General features: G+C 68.6%; 14 protein-coding genes. 9 read left to right on the plus strand and 5 right to left on the minus strand.

Going from position 1 to position 14116, the window contains the following annotated elements; genetic code table 11:
- Nucleotides 1-2: 2 nt before the first annotated feature.
- The 3 genes from cydB to ACM26W_RS10665 all read right to left on the minus strand — a co-directional run bounded on the left by cydB (nucleotide 3) and on the right by ACM26W_RS10665 (nucleotide 3706).
- Nucleotides 3-1004 (minus strand): cytochrome d ubiquinol oxidase subunit II, encoded by a 1002-nt coding sequence (cydB, locus tag ACM26W_RS10655; RefSeq protein WP_416136979.1) that lies wholly within the window; start codon nucleotides 1002-1004, stop codon nucleotides 3-5.
- A 3-nt stretch (nucleotides 1005-1007) separates the two neighbouring features.
- Nucleotides 1008-2426: a cytochrome ubiquinol oxidase subunit I gene (locus ACM26W_RS10660; RefSeq protein WP_416136980.1), complete on the minus strand. Its 1419-nt coding sequence runs from the start codon at nucleotides 2424-2426 to the stop codon at nucleotides 1008-1010.
- Between the two features lie 293 nt (nucleotides 2427-2719).
- Nucleotides 2720-3706, minus strand: a complete 987-nt coding sequence (locus ACM26W_RS10665; RefSeq protein WP_416136981.1) for a calcium/sodium antiporter — start codon at nucleotides 3704-3706, stop codon at nucleotides 2720-2722.
- A gap of 200 nt (nucleotides 3707-3906) precedes the next feature.
- Here ACM26W_RS10665 and ACM26W_RS10670 point away from each other — a divergent pair, with 200 nt between their 5' ends.
- From ACM26W_RS10670 to ACM26W_RS10710, 9 genes are all read left to right on the plus strand, one after another.
- Nucleotides 3907-5301: a PqiA/YebS family transporter subunit gene (locus ACM26W_RS10670; RefSeq protein WP_416140860.1), complete on the plus strand. Its 1395-nt coding sequence runs from the start codon at nucleotides 3907-3909 to the stop codon at nucleotides 5299-5301.
- Nucleotides 5298-6977 (plus strand): intermembrane transport protein PqiB, encoded by a 1680-nt coding sequence (gene pqiB / locus ACM26W_RS10675; protein WP_416136982.1) that lies wholly within the window; start codon nucleotides 5298-5300, stop codon nucleotides 6975-6977. Before ACM26W_RS10670 ends, pqiB begins: the two co-directional genes overlap by 4 nt.
- 45 nt (nucleotides 6978-7022) lie before the next feature.
- A complete protein-coding gene (locus ACM26W_RS10680) occupies nucleotides 7023-7613 on the plus strand; it encodes a PqiC family protein (protein ID WP_416136983.1) in 591 nt (196 codons plus the stop codon).
- Nucleotides 7614-7698: 85 nt separating this feature from the next.
- The gene (locus tag ACM26W_RS10685) at nucleotides 7699-8310 is read left to right on the plus strand and encodes a helix-hairpin-helix domain-containing protein (protein WP_416136984.1); all 612 of its coding nucleotides are present in this window, start codon (nucleotides 7699-7701) and stop codon (nucleotides 8308-8310) included.
- A gap of 153 nt (nucleotides 8311-8463) precedes the next feature.
- Nucleotides 8464-9795 (plus strand): DEAD/DEAH box helicase, encoded by a 1332-nt coding sequence (locus ACM26W_RS10690; RefSeq protein WP_416136985.1) that lies wholly within the window; start codon nucleotides 8464-8466, stop codon nucleotides 9793-9795.
- Between the two features lie 79 nt (nucleotides 9796-9874).
- Nucleotides 9875-10426 (plus strand): hypothetical protein, encoded by a 552-nt coding sequence (locus ACM26W_RS10695; protein ID WP_416136986.1) that lies wholly within the window; start codon nucleotides 9875-9877, stop codon nucleotides 10424-10426.
- A gap of 55 nt (nucleotides 10427-10481) precedes the next feature.
- Nucleotides 10482-11642, plus strand: a complete 1161-nt coding sequence (locus tag ACM26W_RS10700) for an MFS transporter (RefSeq protein WP_416140861.1) — start codon at nucleotides 10482-10484, stop codon at nucleotides 11640-11642.
- Entirely contained in the window at nucleotides 11639-12697 is a 1059-nt protein-coding gene (locus ACM26W_RS10705) for an asparaginase (protein ID WP_416136987.1), read from the plus strand. Before ACM26W_RS10700 ends, ACM26W_RS10705 begins: the two co-directional genes overlap by 4 nt.
- 92 nt (nucleotides 12698-12789) lie before the next feature.
- Nucleotides 12790-13026: a DUF2789 domain-containing protein gene (locus ACM26W_RS10710; RefSeq protein WP_416136988.1), complete on the plus strand. Its 237-nt coding sequence runs from the start codon at nucleotides 12790-12792 to the stop codon at nucleotides 13024-13026.
- Between the two features lie 14 nt (nucleotides 13027-13040).
- Here ACM26W_RS10710 and ACM26W_RS10715 read toward each other — a convergent pair whose 3' ends face one another.
- Both ACM26W_RS10715 and ACM26W_RS10720 read right to left on the minus strand, forming a co-directional pair.
- Entirely contained in the window at nucleotides 13041-13721 is a 681-nt protein-coding gene (locus ACM26W_RS10715; protein WP_416136989.1) for a TVP38/TMEM64 family protein, read from the minus strand.
- A 128-nt stretch (nucleotides 13722-13849) separates the two neighbouring features.
- Nucleotides 13850-14104 carry an anti-virulence regulator CigR family protein gene (locus tag ACM26W_RS10720; RefSeq protein ID WP_416140862.1) on the minus strand — a complete coding sequence of 85 codons (255 nt, stop codon included), beginning with the start codon at nucleotides 14102-14104 and terminating at the stop codon, nucleotides 13850-13852.
- Between the last annotated feature and the right edge of the window lie 12 nt (nucleotides 14105-14116).

Below are 14116 nucleotides of genomic sequence, written 5' to 3' on the forward strand. Positions count from 1 at the left end.
GGTCAGTGGTAGCCTTCGCCCACCTTGACCTTGCCGCGGAAGACCCAGTAGGTCCAGGCGGTGTAGGCCAGCACGATGGGAATCACGAACAGCACACCAATCAGCAGGAACAACTGCGATTCCGGGGCCGAGGCGGCGTCCCAGATGGTGTAGTTGGGCGGCACGATCACCGGCCACTTGCTGGCTATCAGACCCAGGTAGGTGAAGATGAACATGCCCAGGGTGGCAGCGAAGGGCTGACCCTCCTGACGGCGGCGGACCGCACTCCACAGCCAGACGGCACAGGCCAGCGCCAGAGCCGGCAGCACCCAGATCAGCTGGATATGATCGAACCAGCGCGCCCAGACCAGCGGGTTGACGAAGGGCGTCCAGAGGCTGATGGCCACAAACACCACCATCACCGCCGCCAGTAGCGCCGGGGTGATGCGGTAGGCCCATGCCTGAACATGCCCCTCGGACTTGAGGATCAGCCAGGTGGCGCCGAGCAGCGCATAACCGGTCATCAGCCCCAGACCGGTCAGGATGGTGAAGGGGGTCAGCCAGTCCAGGGCACCGCCCACATAGACGAAGTCCTCCACGGCGAACCCCTGGATATAGGCACCCACCACGGCCCCCTGGGCGAAGGCCGCCACCGCCGAGCCCCAGCAGAAGGCGCGGTTCCACCAGCGCCGATTCCTGCGCGACTTGAAGCGGAACTCGAAGGCCACGCCGCGGAAGATCAGCCCCGCCAGCATCAGGAAGACGCCGATGTAGAGCGCCGGCAGGAACACCGAGTAGACCAGCGGAAAGGCACCCAGCAGGCCCGCCCCGCCCAGTACCAGCCAGGTCTCGTTGCCATCCCATACCGGGGCCACCGAGTTCATCATCACATCGCGGGCGTCCTCGTCCGGGGCGAAGGGATAGAGGATCCCCAGGCCCAGGTCGAAGCCGTCCATCACCACGTACATGATCACCCCGAACCCGATGATCAGCGCCCAGATCACTGAAAGATCGAACATCTCCATGACTTATCTCCTCCAGGTCGGGGCGGAATCGTTGTCGAAGGTGGCATGCGCTGCGGAGAGCGGCCGCTTGGGGCGGTGTACCGCCCCTTCCACGGTGTCGCGCGCGTCCTCCGGCAGCATGCCCTGGCGCACCACTCGGGTCAGGTAGTAGACCCCGGCGAAGAACACCACGGCGTAGACCGCGACATAGCCGATCAACGTAAAGAGGGCCATCCCACCGGTCAGCGACGGCGTCAGCCCCTGGGCATGGCTCATCATCCCGTAGACCAGCCAGGGCGCGCGGCCCACCTCGGTCACGATCCAGCCGGCCAGCACCGCGATGAAGGGCGTCACGCTCATGACCCGCAGCAGCTGCAGGTAGCCACGATGCGCATAGACTCGCCCACCGCGGCGCAACCAGAGCCCGGCGATGGAGACGGCAATCATGAGAAAGCCCAGGCCCACCATGACCCGGAAGGCCCAGAAGACGATCCACACCGGCGGCTGCTCCTCCGGGGGCACCTCGCTGATGCCGGGCACCACGCCGGCCGGGTCATGCTTGAGAATCACGCTGGCCAGGCTCGGGATGCCGAGTTCGAAACGGTTGGTCTGAGCCTCCTGGTCGGGAATCGCGAACAGCAGCAACGGCACGTTGCCGCGGGTCTCCCAGTTGCCCTCCATGGCCGCCACCTTGGTGGGCTGATGCTCCAGAGTATTCAGTCCATGGAAATCGCCCACCACCGCCTGGGTGGGCGTCAGCACCAGCAGTAGCCACAGGCACATGGAGAGGGCACGGCGGTTGGCCTCCACGTCGCGCCGAATCAGCAGGTACCAGGCGCTGACCCCGGCCACCACGAAGCCGCCGGTCAGGAAGGAGGCCATCACCATATGGGCGAAGCGCCAGCCGAAGGAGGGGTTGAAGATCGCCTCGCCCCAGGAGAGCACTCGGAAGCTGCCCTCGACCAGTTCCACCCCAGCAGGGGTATGCATCCAGCTGTTGGCCGAAAGGATCCAGAACGACGAGATGAAGGTGCCGAAGGCCACCATGCAGGCCGCAAGGAGGTGGACCCCCTGGGGCACCTTGCCGCGGCCGAAGAGCAGCACGCCGAGGAAGGCCGCTTCCAGGAAGAAGGCCGTGACCACCTCATAGCTGAGCATGGGCCCCAGGAAGTTGGCCGAGGCGTAGGAGAAGTTGCTCCAGTTGGTGCCGAACTGGAAGGACATCACGATGCCCGACACCACCCCCATGCCAAACACCACGGCAAAGACTCGGGTCCAGAACAGGGCCAGGCGATCCCAGACGGGATTCTCGGTGCGATAGAAGAGCCCGTGAAGCAGGGCGATATAGGACGCCAGTCCGATGGTGAACACCGGAAAGATGGCGTGAAAGGAGACCACGAAGGCGAATTGCAATCGTGACAGCAGGAGGGGATCCAGTTCCATGGCGCAAGCCTCGACGGCGATGGACTCGGGAACGTCGCAAGGGATGCGGATGCACGCAACGATGCGTGTTGTGCCTTCGGCAGGCCCATCTCAGGCCCGCCGTGACGCATTCCACCTGGACACCAATGGCAGACTCAGCCTAGCAGCCGGGACATCGATTCGCGCTCGCCACAGGCCGCCATTCATAACAGATAGGCCTAAACTTATTCTGCCAACCTTGTTATCCTACTATTAAGGACTCGCTTCCGGGAGGAAAGTTGATCCCGGTCAGTGTGTCCTCTTGTCGCAGCCCCTCATCCGCTACCGCCTCCGCTCAGCACCAGGCGTACCAACCACGCCGTATAAGTGAGGTACATCGCCAGCAGTACTGCGCCTTCCAGGCGGTTGATGCGACCCGCCCGGCCGCGCCAGCCCAGGGCGAACACCGCCAGCAGCACGGTCATGGCCGCCATCAGGCTCCAGTCGCGCAGCAGCACTTCGGCGCCGACCTGGATGGGATGAATCACCGCGGCCAGCCCCACCACGCCCAGGGTATTGAAGAGGTTCGAGCCCACCACGTTGCCCAGCACCAGGTCATGCTCGCCGCGGCGCAGGGCGCTGATGGAGGAGGCAAGCTCGGGTAGCGAGGTGCCTACCGCCACCACGGTCAGGCCGATGATCAGGTCGCTGACCCCGAAGCCCTGGGCGATGGCCACCGCCCCCCACACCAGAATGCGGGAACTGATGACCAGCAGCACCAGGCCGATGCCCGTCCAGGCCAGGCCCGCGGCCATCGACATGGGGTGCTCCGCCAAGCTCTCCTCGGTATCGGTACCCAGAGGGTCGGCGCCATCGCGACGGGCTCGGAAGATGCTGGTGCCGATGAAGAGCGCCAGCAGCACCAGCAGCAGCGTCCCTTCCAGGCGCCCCACCACGCCGCCCCACATCAGCAGCGCCGAGAGCAGCGTCGCCCCGCCCAGGATCGGCATCTCGCGACGCACCACCGCGGAGTGCACCGCCAGGGGCGAGATCAACGCCACCAGCCCCAGGATCAGGCCGATGTTGGCGATATTGGAACCATAGGCGTTGCCCAGCGCCAGACCGGGATTGCCCTGCCCCGCCGCCAGCGCCGACACCACCAGCTCAGGCGCGGAGGTGCCGAAGCCGATCACCAGCATGCCGATCAGCAACGGCGAGACGCCGAAACGCGCGGACGTCGCCGCCGCACCATCCACGAAGCGCTCGGCGCTCCATACCAGCAGGACCAGGCCCGCCACCACCGCTACCGCAGGAAGGATCATCGTGCTGCCTCGAGTACATTCAGGGGTGCATGTTTGTCTATGGTACCCGCTGGGCCAACGTGTCACACTTTTGTCCGAGACCCGTCGCGTACGGCGGCGAGTGTAGGCCGCTACCCGCCCCGGGTGAAGCCCCCGACACCGTACCGCCAGCAGGAGTGACGTCGCCCTTGGCCCAGCGCCCTTTCCGCCTTCTGGAACGCATGCCCTCGCTGCCCACCGAGGCCCCGAGGGTCGATCGCACCCCGCCCGAATCCCGGGCGCGGCGTCGCCTGCGCGCCTGCCAGGAGTGCGACTGGGTGGTCGCCCTCCCCCCCCTTCGCGCCGGCGAGCAGGCCGACTGCCCACGCTGCGGGCACACTCTGGTCAAGCGCCACCTGCGTCCGGCCCAGCGCAGCATGGCGCTGGCACTATCGGCCCTGCTGGCGCTGGCCATGGCGCTCTCCTTCCCCTTCATCAGCTTCAGCGTGGGTGGGGTGGGCAACCGCATCGAGCTCTCCCAGACCGCCACCACCCTGATCGGCTTTCATCAGCCGGTGGTGGCCGGTGTGGTGATCCTCACCATCATCGTGCTGCCGGCGATCTACCTGCTCGGCGTGATCTGGCTGCAGCTTGGCCTGCTGCGCGATGACCCGTTGCCCGCCAGCCGCACCATCGCCCGCTCCCTGGCCCAGCTCAACCCCTGGATGATGGCCGATGTCTTCATCATTGGTGCCCTGGTCAGCCTGATCAAGGTCGCCGGCATGGCGCAGATCGAACTGGGCGCCTCCTTCTGGGCCTTCTGTGTCTTCGCCCTGCTGCTGCTGTTCACCACCCAATCCATCGACGCGGACTGGATGTGGTTCTCCCTGGCCGGCGAGCCCCGGGCCCCGGAGGGCACCCGCACCGGCGAGACGGCCGCCCCCCAGGGGCTGGCCGGCTGTGCCACCTGTGGCCTGGTCAACCGCCTCGACCCCGGGGGGCACGGGCGATGTCGACGCTGCGGCGAGCGGCTGCGCGCCCGCCTGCCCCACAGCCTGCAGCGGACCTGGGCGCTGCTCGCCGCCGCCGCGGTGATGTACATTCCTGCCAACGTCTACCCGATCATGACCACCACCAGCCTCGGCCACTCGAGCCCCTCGACCATCATCGGCGGCGTGGTGGAACTGGTCCAGATGGGCTCCTGGCCGGTGGCCGCGGTGATCTTCATCGCCAGCGTCATCGTGCCGGTGGGCAAGCTGGTGGCGCTGGCCTGGCTCTGCCTGGTGGTGAGCCGCAGCAGCGAGCTCAATGCCGCGGTCCGCACCCGGCTGTATCGGCTCACCGAATTCATCGGCCGCTGGTCGATGATCGACATCTTCGTGGTAGCCATCCTGGTGGCGCTGATCCGCGCCGGCTCGCTGATGTCGATCACCCCCGGGCCCGCCGCCCTGGCCTTCGGCGCCGTAGTGGTGATGACCATGCTGGCAGCCATGACCTTCGACCCGCGCCTGCTCTGGGATGCCCCGCTGCCGCGCCCCGCCCCCAGACGAGAACCACGCGGAACGCTCCAGGACCCACAGGGCACTGGCCAGTACCCACGAGACACTCGCCAGGATTCACAAGGAACCCCCGGATGAGCGATGCACCCCGCGGCGACGCCGCGTCCGAGCAGGACCTGCACCGGGCGAAGCCCTCTCCCCAGGCCCGCTTCTCCCCGATCTGGATCGTGCCTATCGTGGCGATCCTGATCGGGGCCTGGCTGGTCTACGACAATTACCGCAGCCGCGGTCCCCAGGTGACCCTGGTGATGGCCAATGCCGAGGGGATCGAGGCGGGCAGCACCCTGATCAAGACCCGCAACGTCCAGGTCGGCCGCGTCGAGCGGGTCAATCTCTCGGAGGATCTCTCCACGGCGGTGATCACCGCCCGCATGAGCCCTGATACCGAGGCCATGCTGGTGGAGGACAGTCGCTTCTGGGTGGTCAAGCCGCGAGTGGGCCGCGAGGGGATCAGCGGCCTGGGCACGGTGCTCTCCGGGGCCTTCATTCAACTCGAACCGGGCGGCAGCGACATCACCGCCCGGGAGTTTCGGGTCAGCGACCAGCCGCCAATAGCTCCGGCGGGTGCGGCCGGCCTGCGCATCAACCTCATCAGCCAGCTCGGCAACTCCTTGCGCGTCGGCGACCCGGTCACCTATCAGGGCTATACCGTGGGCCGCGTCGAGGACGCCACCTTCAACGCCCAGACCCGCCGCATGCAGCATCGCATCTTCATCGAGGCACCCTACGACACCCTGGTGACCGACAGCACCCGCTTCTGGTCGGCCAGCGGCATCGATCTGCGCCTCGACTCCGAGGGCTTCCGGGTCAACGTGGAGTCCTTCGAGGCGCTGCTGGGCGGCGGGGTCACCTTCGGGGTGCCCGAGGACCTCCCCCTGGGCGGCCCGGTAGAGCCGGACGTCACCTTCAACCTCTACCCCGACGAGGACAGCGCCCGCCAGGGCACCTTCAACCGCTACCTGGAGTACGTGCTGCTGGTGGACGACTCCGTTCGCGGCCTCTCCCGCGGCGCTCCGGTAGAGTTCCGCGGCGTCCGCATCGGCACCGTGGCGGCGGTGCCCTGGAACTTCAATGCCCCCCAGCCCGAGGGGCGCGCGGGCTTCTCCATTCCGGTACTGATCCGTATCGAGCCCCAGCGACTCGGGATCGAGAACCAGGACGTCGATCTCGCCGAGTGGCGCGAGCGCTTCGATCGCCTGTTCGGCGTGGGCCTGCGCGCCTCGTTGAAGAGTGGCAACCTGCTCACCGGGGCGCTGTTCGTGGACCTCAACTTCAACAGCGACCTGGCCGGCCAGCACGTGGCGGAGACCTTCGCCGAGCAGACCGTCTTCCCCACGGTGTCGGGCGGCTTCGCGCTGATCGAGGCCCAGGTGACGGACCTGCTGGCCAAGCTCAACGACCTGGAGATCGAACCGCTGCTGGCCGGCCTCGATCGCAACCTGGCCGCCTCCGAGGCAATGCTCAGCGAGGTCCGCGATCTGTCGTCCTCCCTGCAGGGGCTGCTCGACGACCCGGGCATCCGGGAGGTGCCGGCCAACCTCAACGCCACCCTGGCGGAGCTGCGTGACACCCTGCAGGGGCTGTCGCCCGGCTCCGCCGCCTACCAGGAGCTGACCGGAGCCGTGGAGCGGCTGGAGCGGCTGATGCGTGACATCCAGCCGGTGGCGCGCACCCTGTCCGACAACCCCCGCGCCCTGCTCTTCGACAGCCTGGAGACCGAGGACCCCATGCCCCGGGCCCCGCGACGCGACTGACGGCAGAAGGCGACCCAAGACGGCCTTCGACAAGGAGACGAGACGATGACGAGGCGATGGATGCTGGCCGCCCTGGCGGCCATGACGGTGACGGCGGGGCTCGCCGGCTGCGCCAGCTCGAGCCCGGCGCCGGCGCGCTACACCCTGCCCGAGGCAGTCGGTAGCGTCGCGGGCGCCGAAGCCGAGCACCTGCTGCTGCTGCGTCCGCCGCGCCTGGCCCACTACCTGGACGTGGACGGCCTGGTGATGCAGGTGGATGACATCACCCTGGTGGAGGCCCGCGGCCACCAGTGGGCCGAGGCCCTGGCCCGACAGCTCGAGCGCGGCCTGCGCCTGCGCCTGGCCGCCCGGCTGCCCGACACCCGGGTGATGCTGGATGAGGCCGGTGCGCGCGAACCCGGTGCCCTCACCCTGCGCCTGGAGCTCGACCGCTTCCAGGGCCGCCACGACGGCCTGGCCGTGATCGGCGGCCAGTGGCAGCTGCGCGACGCCGAGGGGCGACTGCTGGCCATGGAGCCGCTGCGCGTGGAGACCGAGCTCGACGACGACGGCTATCCGGCGCTGGTGCGCGCCCTGGGCCGCGGCTGGGACGGCGCGGCCGATGCGCTCGCCGAGGCGGTGCGCCGCGCGCGGTGAGCCCGACCGGGCAGGCCAGACCGCCTTGCGCTATGGTCATCTCAGGCGCGCCCGAGCGCATCACGTCACGACAGGGACGACCCCCATGCACGACGACTCCAAGCACGACGACTCCAAGCACGACGACTCCACACCTCAGAACGACTCCGCCCGTCGCGAGGAGCAGCACGCCATAGCCCTGCAGCTCCAGGAGCTGGCCCACCGGGCGCGCCGGGCCCTGCTGGTCGCCCTGGCCAGCGACACCCACAGCCAGGACGCCATGCGCGACCTCCAGGTGGCCGACGAGGCACTGATCGAGATCGCCGCGCTGGCCGCACAGCACGCCTTCGTCGCCCTGCCCGAGCTCGACGATGTTCGCCACGGCGTCGACCGCCTGGCCTGCCAGCTCTATCAGGATGGCGCCTGTGATGGCCTCGGCGAGGCCGATCACGAGGCCTTCCTGGATCGCCACGCCCGGGCCCTCACCGCCCTGGACGGCATCGGCCCGGTCACGGCCCGGCGGCTGTTCGCCCATGGCATCAGCGACCTGTACCAGCTGCGCGAACTCGGCCCCGAGGCGCTGGACGATGTCGCCGGACTCAATGCCGCCACCCTGGCCCGCATTCGCACCAGCATTGCCGCGGAAGAGAAAACGACAGACGGTAAGACAGACGGTAAGACAGACGGTAAGACAGACGGTAAGACAGACGGTAAGTAGCTGCGCCGGCGGCGGCGATCTGGCATAATACCGTCACGCGGCAACCTTCTAGTCCCTCCTGCCGCTCCTCTGACCCCGAATTTTTCTCGCCCCGGTCCGGGACTGGCCACGCGCTACTGCGTGGCACGGCCGTGGCGTTTCTGCGGAGACCGCATGACCTTTTCCGACCTCGGCCTGCGTGCCGAACTGCTGCGTGCCGTTGAGGCACAGGGCTACACCGTTCCGACCCCGATCCAGCGCCAGGCGATTCCTGCCGTGCTCGATGGCGGCGACCTGCTGGCCAGCGCCCAGACCGGCACCGGCAAGACCGCCGGCTTCACCCTGCCGATGCTCCAGCGCCTGGCCGATGGCCCTCGCCCCGGACGTCGCGAGGTGCGCGCCCTGGTGCTCACCCCGACCCGCGAGCTGGCCGCCCAGGTGGGCGAGAGCGTGGCCGACTACGGCCGCCACCTGACCCTCAAGAGCCACGTGATCTTCGGTGGCGTCGGCCAGCAGCCCCAGGTGGACGCCATCCGCCCCGGGCTCGATGTGCTCGTCGCCACCCCGGGCCGTCTGCTCGACCTGCAGCAGCAGAAGCACGTGGACCTCACCAAGGTGGAGATCCTGGTGCTCGACGAAGCCGACCGCATGCTCGACATGGGCTTCATCCACGACATCAAGAAGATCCTTCGGGTGCTGCCGCCGAAGCGCCAGAACCTGCTCTTCTCGGCGACCTTCTCCGACGAGATCCAGGCGCTGGCCAACAAGCTGCTGGACCGCCCGGCAATGATCGAGGTGGCGCGTCGCAATACCACCGCCGAACTCGTCGACCAGGCGATCTATCGCGTGGATCGCGAGAAGAAGCGCGAGCTGCTGGCCCACCTTATCGGCCAGCACAACTGGCAACAGGTGCTGGTCTTCACCCGCACCAAGCACGGCGCCAACCGCCTCGCCGAGCAACTCTCCAAGCAGGAGATCCCGGCCATGGCGATCCATGGCAACAAGAGCCAGTCGGCGCGCACCAAGGCGCTGGCCGCCTTCAAGAGCGGCGACCTGCAGGTACTGGTGGCCACCGACATCGCCGCCCGCGGCCTGGACATCAGCGAGCTGCCCCACGTGGTCAACTTCGAGCTGCCCAACGTGGCCGAGGACTATGTGCACCGCATCGGCCGAACCGGCCGGGCCGGCAGCGAGGGCCAGGCCGTATCGCTGGTCTGCGTCGATGAGCACGGCCTGCTCAAGGGCATCGAGCGGCTGATCAAGCGCGACCTCGAGAAGCGCATCGAGCCCGGCTTCGAGCCCGACCCCAATGCCAAGCCCGAGCCCATCGAGAACGGTCGCAACCGCGGCGGCGGTGGCGGTGGCCGCGGTAACGGCAACGGCCAGGGTCGCGGCAATGGTCAGGGTCGTGGCAACGCTCAGGGCCAGCGCGGCCGCGACGAGCAGTCCCAGGCGCCTCGCCGGCGTCGCGGGGGCGGCGGCGGCGGTGGTCGCCGGCAGGCCTGAGGCGGCTGGCCAGGGCGGCTGGAATAGTTGATTTGAATATGCGAATGTAGCCACCCTTTCGACCCCTGAAGCCGGAACCATGTTGAAGCGACTGCTGGGCAAGACGCCCATCGATATCTGGGTGATCAAGCAGGTCGAGGCCGACCTGCTCCACCTGTGCGGCCGCGCCACCCTCGAGGCAAGACCCAACCGCAAGGCGATACTGGCGGCGCTCGAGGAGGGTCACTTCGCCGGGGCCGTGAAGATGGCCACCGGCGGCGTGGTGCTCAACGCCAGGCTCTTCCAGGCCCTGGTGCCCGCGGAGCAGCTCGAGCCGCTACCGGACGGTCAGGCCCGCTGGCGAGGGCGCGACTGGAGCCTCTCCCAGGTGCCACAGCGCTGCTGGACCTTCCAGGGCCGGCTGATCGCCCAGCCCGACCCCACCAGCGCCTCCGGCGCCCTGATCAGCGCCGAGGATGTCTCCGGCATTCGCCAGCGGGTGGCGCAGAGCACACCGCAACACCCCGGCGAGGTGGTCTTCCGGCCCGAGAATGCCAACGAGGACCACCCCCTGGTCGCGGCGAAGACGGATGAGGGTCACCAGCCGGCCAGGCCGAAGATGGGCAGGGAGTGGCGCCGTGACAATCAGTGACAGCCGTTCGATCGACACCCCCCCACGACGCACCCTGCTGGTCTTCATCGGCCTGATGGTGCTGGTGGGGCTCAATCTGCGCCCCGCCCTCTCCAGCCTTGCCCCGGTCCTGAACCGCATCCAGCAGGATACCGGCCTCTCGGCGCTCTCCATCGGTGCCCTCACCACCCTGCCGGTGCTCTGCCTGGGGCTGTTCGCCCCCATGGCGCCCTGGCTGGCCAAGCGGCTCGGGGCCGAGCGGGCCCTGGCCGCCGGTTTGCTGCTGCTTGCCGGCGGGCTGCTGCTGCGCGGCGTACCGCTGGTGGCGGCCCTCTTCGTCGGCACCCTGATGGTGGGTGCCGCCATTGGCGTGGCCGGCACCCTGCTGCCCGCCCTGGTCAAGCGCGAGCTGCCCGCCGGCGCCGACCTGATGACCGGTGTCTATACCATGGCACTGTGCCTGGGCGGCGCCCTCGGCGCCGGGCTCAGCATCCCGCTGGCCGATCGGCTGGGCGGCTGGCATCTGGGCCTGGCCAGCTGGTCGGCGCTGGCGGCCCTGGCGCTGGTCGCCTGGCTGGCACTGGCACCACGGCGCGATGAAACGACGCTGCCCAGCGTGGGCGGCTCGATGCGCGCGGTGCTCGGCCAGCCGCTGGCCTGGCAGGTCATGCTCTTCATGGGGCTGCAGTCGTCGCTGGCCTATATCGTCTTCGGTTGGCTGCCGACCCTGCTGGTGGCCCGCGGTTACGGCGAGGGCGAGGCCGGCTGGATGATGGGCGCCTCGGTGATGGTGCAGCTGCCGGCGGCGCTGGCCGCGCCCTGGCTCGCCCGGATGGGCCGCGATCAGCGGCCGGCACTGCTCAGCGTCCTGGCGATGATCGCCTCGGGGTTCTGGCTGCTGCTCATCGGGCCAGAATCCCTGCGCTGGCTCGGTATCGTGCTGCTCGGGCTCGGCCAGGGCGGCGGCTTCAGCCTGGCGCTGACGCTGATCGTGTTGCGCAGTGGCAACTCCCGACTGGCCGGCAAGCTCTCCGGGCTGGCCCAGGGCGGCGGCTATACGCTGGCTGCCATGGGGCCGCTGGGGGTCGGCGTGATGCTGCAGCTCAACCTGAGCCTGACAGCCATCACCAGCGTGCTGCTGACGATCTGTGCCTCTGCCGCCACCTTTGCCCTGTTCGCCGGGCGTAACCGCCGCCTGGAGATCGACGCCGAGGGACAGCTGGTCACCCGATCATGAGTACCCACGCCGCTGCTTCCATCCCGAGTCCCCCGCTGGTGATCTACACCGGAGGCACCCTGGGCATGGTGGCCGGCGAGCACGGCCTCGCCCCCGGCGGCGACATCGAGGCGCGCCTGTCACGCGCCCTGGGCGCCCTGCCCGCAGAGCGCCGTGCGGCGATTCCCGACCATGAGGTGCTGGCCTTCCCCGATCCCATCGACTCCAGCGCCGCCACCTCGCGAGTGTGGCAGCGCCTGGCCGGCGAGATCGCCGAGCGCTATCGGGATCATGCCGGCATCGTGGTGCTGCACGGCACCGATACCCTGGCCTGGACGGCCTCGAGCCTGGCCTATCAGCTGCAGGGTCTGGACCGCCCGGTGGTGGTGACCGGCGCCATGCAGCCGCTGGAAGCCGAGGGTAGCGACGCCGCCGACAACGTCGAGCTGGCGCTGCGTTTCGCGGTCAATCCGGCGCTTCAGGAAGTGGCCATCGCCTTCGGTGGCAGGCTGCTGCGCGGCGTGCGGGCACGCAAGTGGCAAACGCGTGACGCCGCGGCCTTCGTCAGCCCCAACTACCCGCTGCTCGGCGAGCGGGTCGGCATGGATCCCATCCTCTACCCGGGGCGGAGCCTGGCGCGTCAGCAGCGCGGCGCCCCTCGCTTCGAGCTGCCCGACTACGCGCCTCTGGCGGATGGCGGCGTGGCACGCATCGTGCTGTGGCCAGGCATCACCGCTCGCCAGGTCGCAGCCTGGCTCGAGGATCCGGCACTCAAGGGGGCGCTGCTGGAGGTGTGGGGAGCGGGCAACGCCCCGGAGGATCCCGCACTGCTCGGCGTACTCGCCGAGGCCAGCGGTCAGGGCAAGCTGCTGGCGGCGATCAGCCAGTGCCCCCATGGCAGCGTCGGCATCGGCCACTATGCGGCCGGTCGAGGGCTCCACGCGGCCGGGGTGCTCACGGCAGACGCCATGACCCCGGAGGCGGCACTGACCAAGCTTGTCCACCTGCTGGCCCAGCCGCTCGCGGATGATGAGCGCAGGCGGAGCTTCCTCACCCCGCTGGTGGGGGAGCGCTGAAGGGTTCCATCACAAGCGTTGACGCCGGTCATGCAACCCGAGGCGCAAGCCGCTATGGTGGTGGATATTCCAACACCGCAAGGAGAGCCGCCATGGAACACCCCGACCACCCCTTCACCGAACTCTTCGAACAGCTGGGCCTCGCCTCGGACCCGGAGGCGATCAAACGCTTTATCGAACGCAACGGCCCCATACCCGAGGAGATCGCCCTGCCGGATGCCGCCTGCTGGAACGAGGGTCAGGCCGAATTTCTGCGGGAAGCCATAGAAGAGGACGCCGACTGGGCCGAGGTGGTCGACCACCTGAACGCCTCGCTGCGCAAGGCGTAACCCCGCCGGCCAGGCTAGCCGTTGGCTGCCTGGCCGTTGGCCTCCACCCGGCGCCGCACCCAGGCGCCCAGCAGCAATAACGCGGTGAGCGCCAACAGCGGCAGTACCACGCTGACGCTGAGCGCCTCGTCGCTCTCCACCGCTTCCAGCGCGCCATAGATGGCGCTGGCATAGACCGCCCACTTCACCCCCAGGCCGATGATGGCCGCCATCAGGAAGGTGCCCAGCGGCAGGCGCAGCAGGCCAGCCGCATAGTTGACCACCGAGTGGGGAAAGCCCGGCAGCACGCGCAGGGCGCACTGGGTCATGAAGTCGCTGCGCCGCTCCAGGCGGCGCATGATCTTGCGAGTCAGGCCCTTCGGGGTCCAGCGATCCCCCACCCGGGCGGAGAGCCAGTAAGCGCCGAGTGCACCGACCACACTACCGAGGATCAGCATGGGCGTGGCCGCCAGGGGCGTATAGAAGGGCGCGATCAGCCACAGGCCAATGCTGCCGGGCAGGCCGAGTGCCAGGGTCACCGCCATCACCAGGATCACACTGATGATCACCGCGGGATGGTGGGAGGCTTCATCGGCCCAGCGCTGCAGGGAGGCCAGGTCGGGCGAGTGCCAGATCCACAGGTAGAGGGCCATCAGCAGAAGCGCCCCCACCGCCACCACCCGCCAGAGACGGCGCAGTGAACTATCGTTGAACATCAATCGTCTTCCGGTGCGCAGAGGCACACATGGTGCCACGCCATAGCCCTGATCCGCCAGCGTGGCAAACGCGTCGGCCCGACCTCTCGATGGGCCGGGCCGACGCGCTGTCAGTGGATCGACATCGATCAGTAGAGAACGTCGCGGATGACCTGATAGATGATCTCGTTGGCGGCATCGACCAGGATCGCATCGGGGCCCACGCGGCGCCACTCGTAGCCATCATAGCGCGGCAGGTGTCCCAGCGAACGCTCGTCGAAGCGCTTGGCGATGCCGGGAGGCAGCGGCTTGCCGCGCTCCAGGTTCATGCGGATGCCCGGCGGCAGGCCGGCACGCTCATCCTCGCGGACCCAGTCGCGACGCTCGCCGAAGAGCCGACGCAGTTCCTGCCACTT

It is taken from the genome of Halomonas sp. HK25 (assembly GCF_047795635.1).
Classification (GTDB): Bacteria; Pseudomonadota; Gammaproteobacteria; order Pseudomonadales; family Halomonadaceae; genus Halomonas.

Excerpts from the sequence above, each read along its gene's own strand:
- cydB (WP_416136979.1), bottom strand. The coding sequence starts at position 1,004 with ATGGAGATGTTCGATCTTTCAGTGATCTGGGCGCTGATCATCGGGTTC.
- ACM26W_RS10660 (WP_416136980.1), bottom strand. The coding sequence starts at position 2,426 with ATGGAACTGGATCCCCTCCTGCTGTCACGATTGCAATTCGCCTTCGTG.
- ACM26W_RS10665 (WP_416136981.1), bottom strand. The coding sequence starts at position 3,706 with ATGATCCTTCCTGCGGTAGCGGTGGTGGCGGGCCTGGTCCTGCTGGTA.
- ACM26W_RS10670 (WP_416140860.1), top strand. The coding sequence starts at position 3,907 with ATGCCCTCGCTGCCCACCGAGGCCCCGAGGGTCGATCGCACCCCGCCC.
- pqiB (WP_416136982.1), top strand. The coding sequence starts at position 5,298 with ATGAGCGATGCACCCCGCGGCGACGCCGCGTCCGAGCAGGACCTGCAC.
- ACM26W_RS10680 (WP_416136983.1), top strand. The coding sequence starts at position 7,023 with ATGACGAGGCGATGGATGCTGGCCGCCCTGGCGGCCATGACGGTGACG.
- ACM26W_RS10685 (WP_416136984.1), top strand. The coding sequence starts at position 7,699 with ATGCACGACGACTCCAAGCACGACGACTCCAAGCACGACGACTCCACA.
- ACM26W_RS10690 (WP_416136985.1), top strand. The coding sequence starts at position 8,464 with ATGACCTTTTCCGACCTCGGCCTGCGTGCCGAACTGCTGCGTGCCGTT.
- ACM26W_RS10695 (WP_416136986.1), top strand. The coding sequence starts at position 9,875 with ATGTTGAAGCGACTGCTGGGCAAGACGCCCATCGATATCTGGGTGATC.
- ACM26W_RS10700 (WP_416140861.1), top strand. The coding sequence starts at position 10,482 with ATGGTGCTGGTGGGGCTCAATCTGCGCCCCGCCCTCTCCAGCCTTGCC.
- ACM26W_RS10705 (WP_416136987.1), top strand. The coding sequence starts at position 11,639 with ATGAGTACCCACGCCGCTGCTTCCATCCCGAGTCCCCCGCTGGTGATC.
- ACM26W_RS10710 (WP_416136988.1), top strand. The coding sequence starts at position 12,790 with ATGGAACACCCCGACCACCCCTTCACCGAACTCTTCGAACAGCTGGGC.
- ACM26W_RS10715 (WP_416136989.1), bottom strand. The coding sequence starts at position 13,721 with ATGTTCAACGATAGTTCACTGCGCCGTCTCTGGCGGGTGGTGGCGGTG.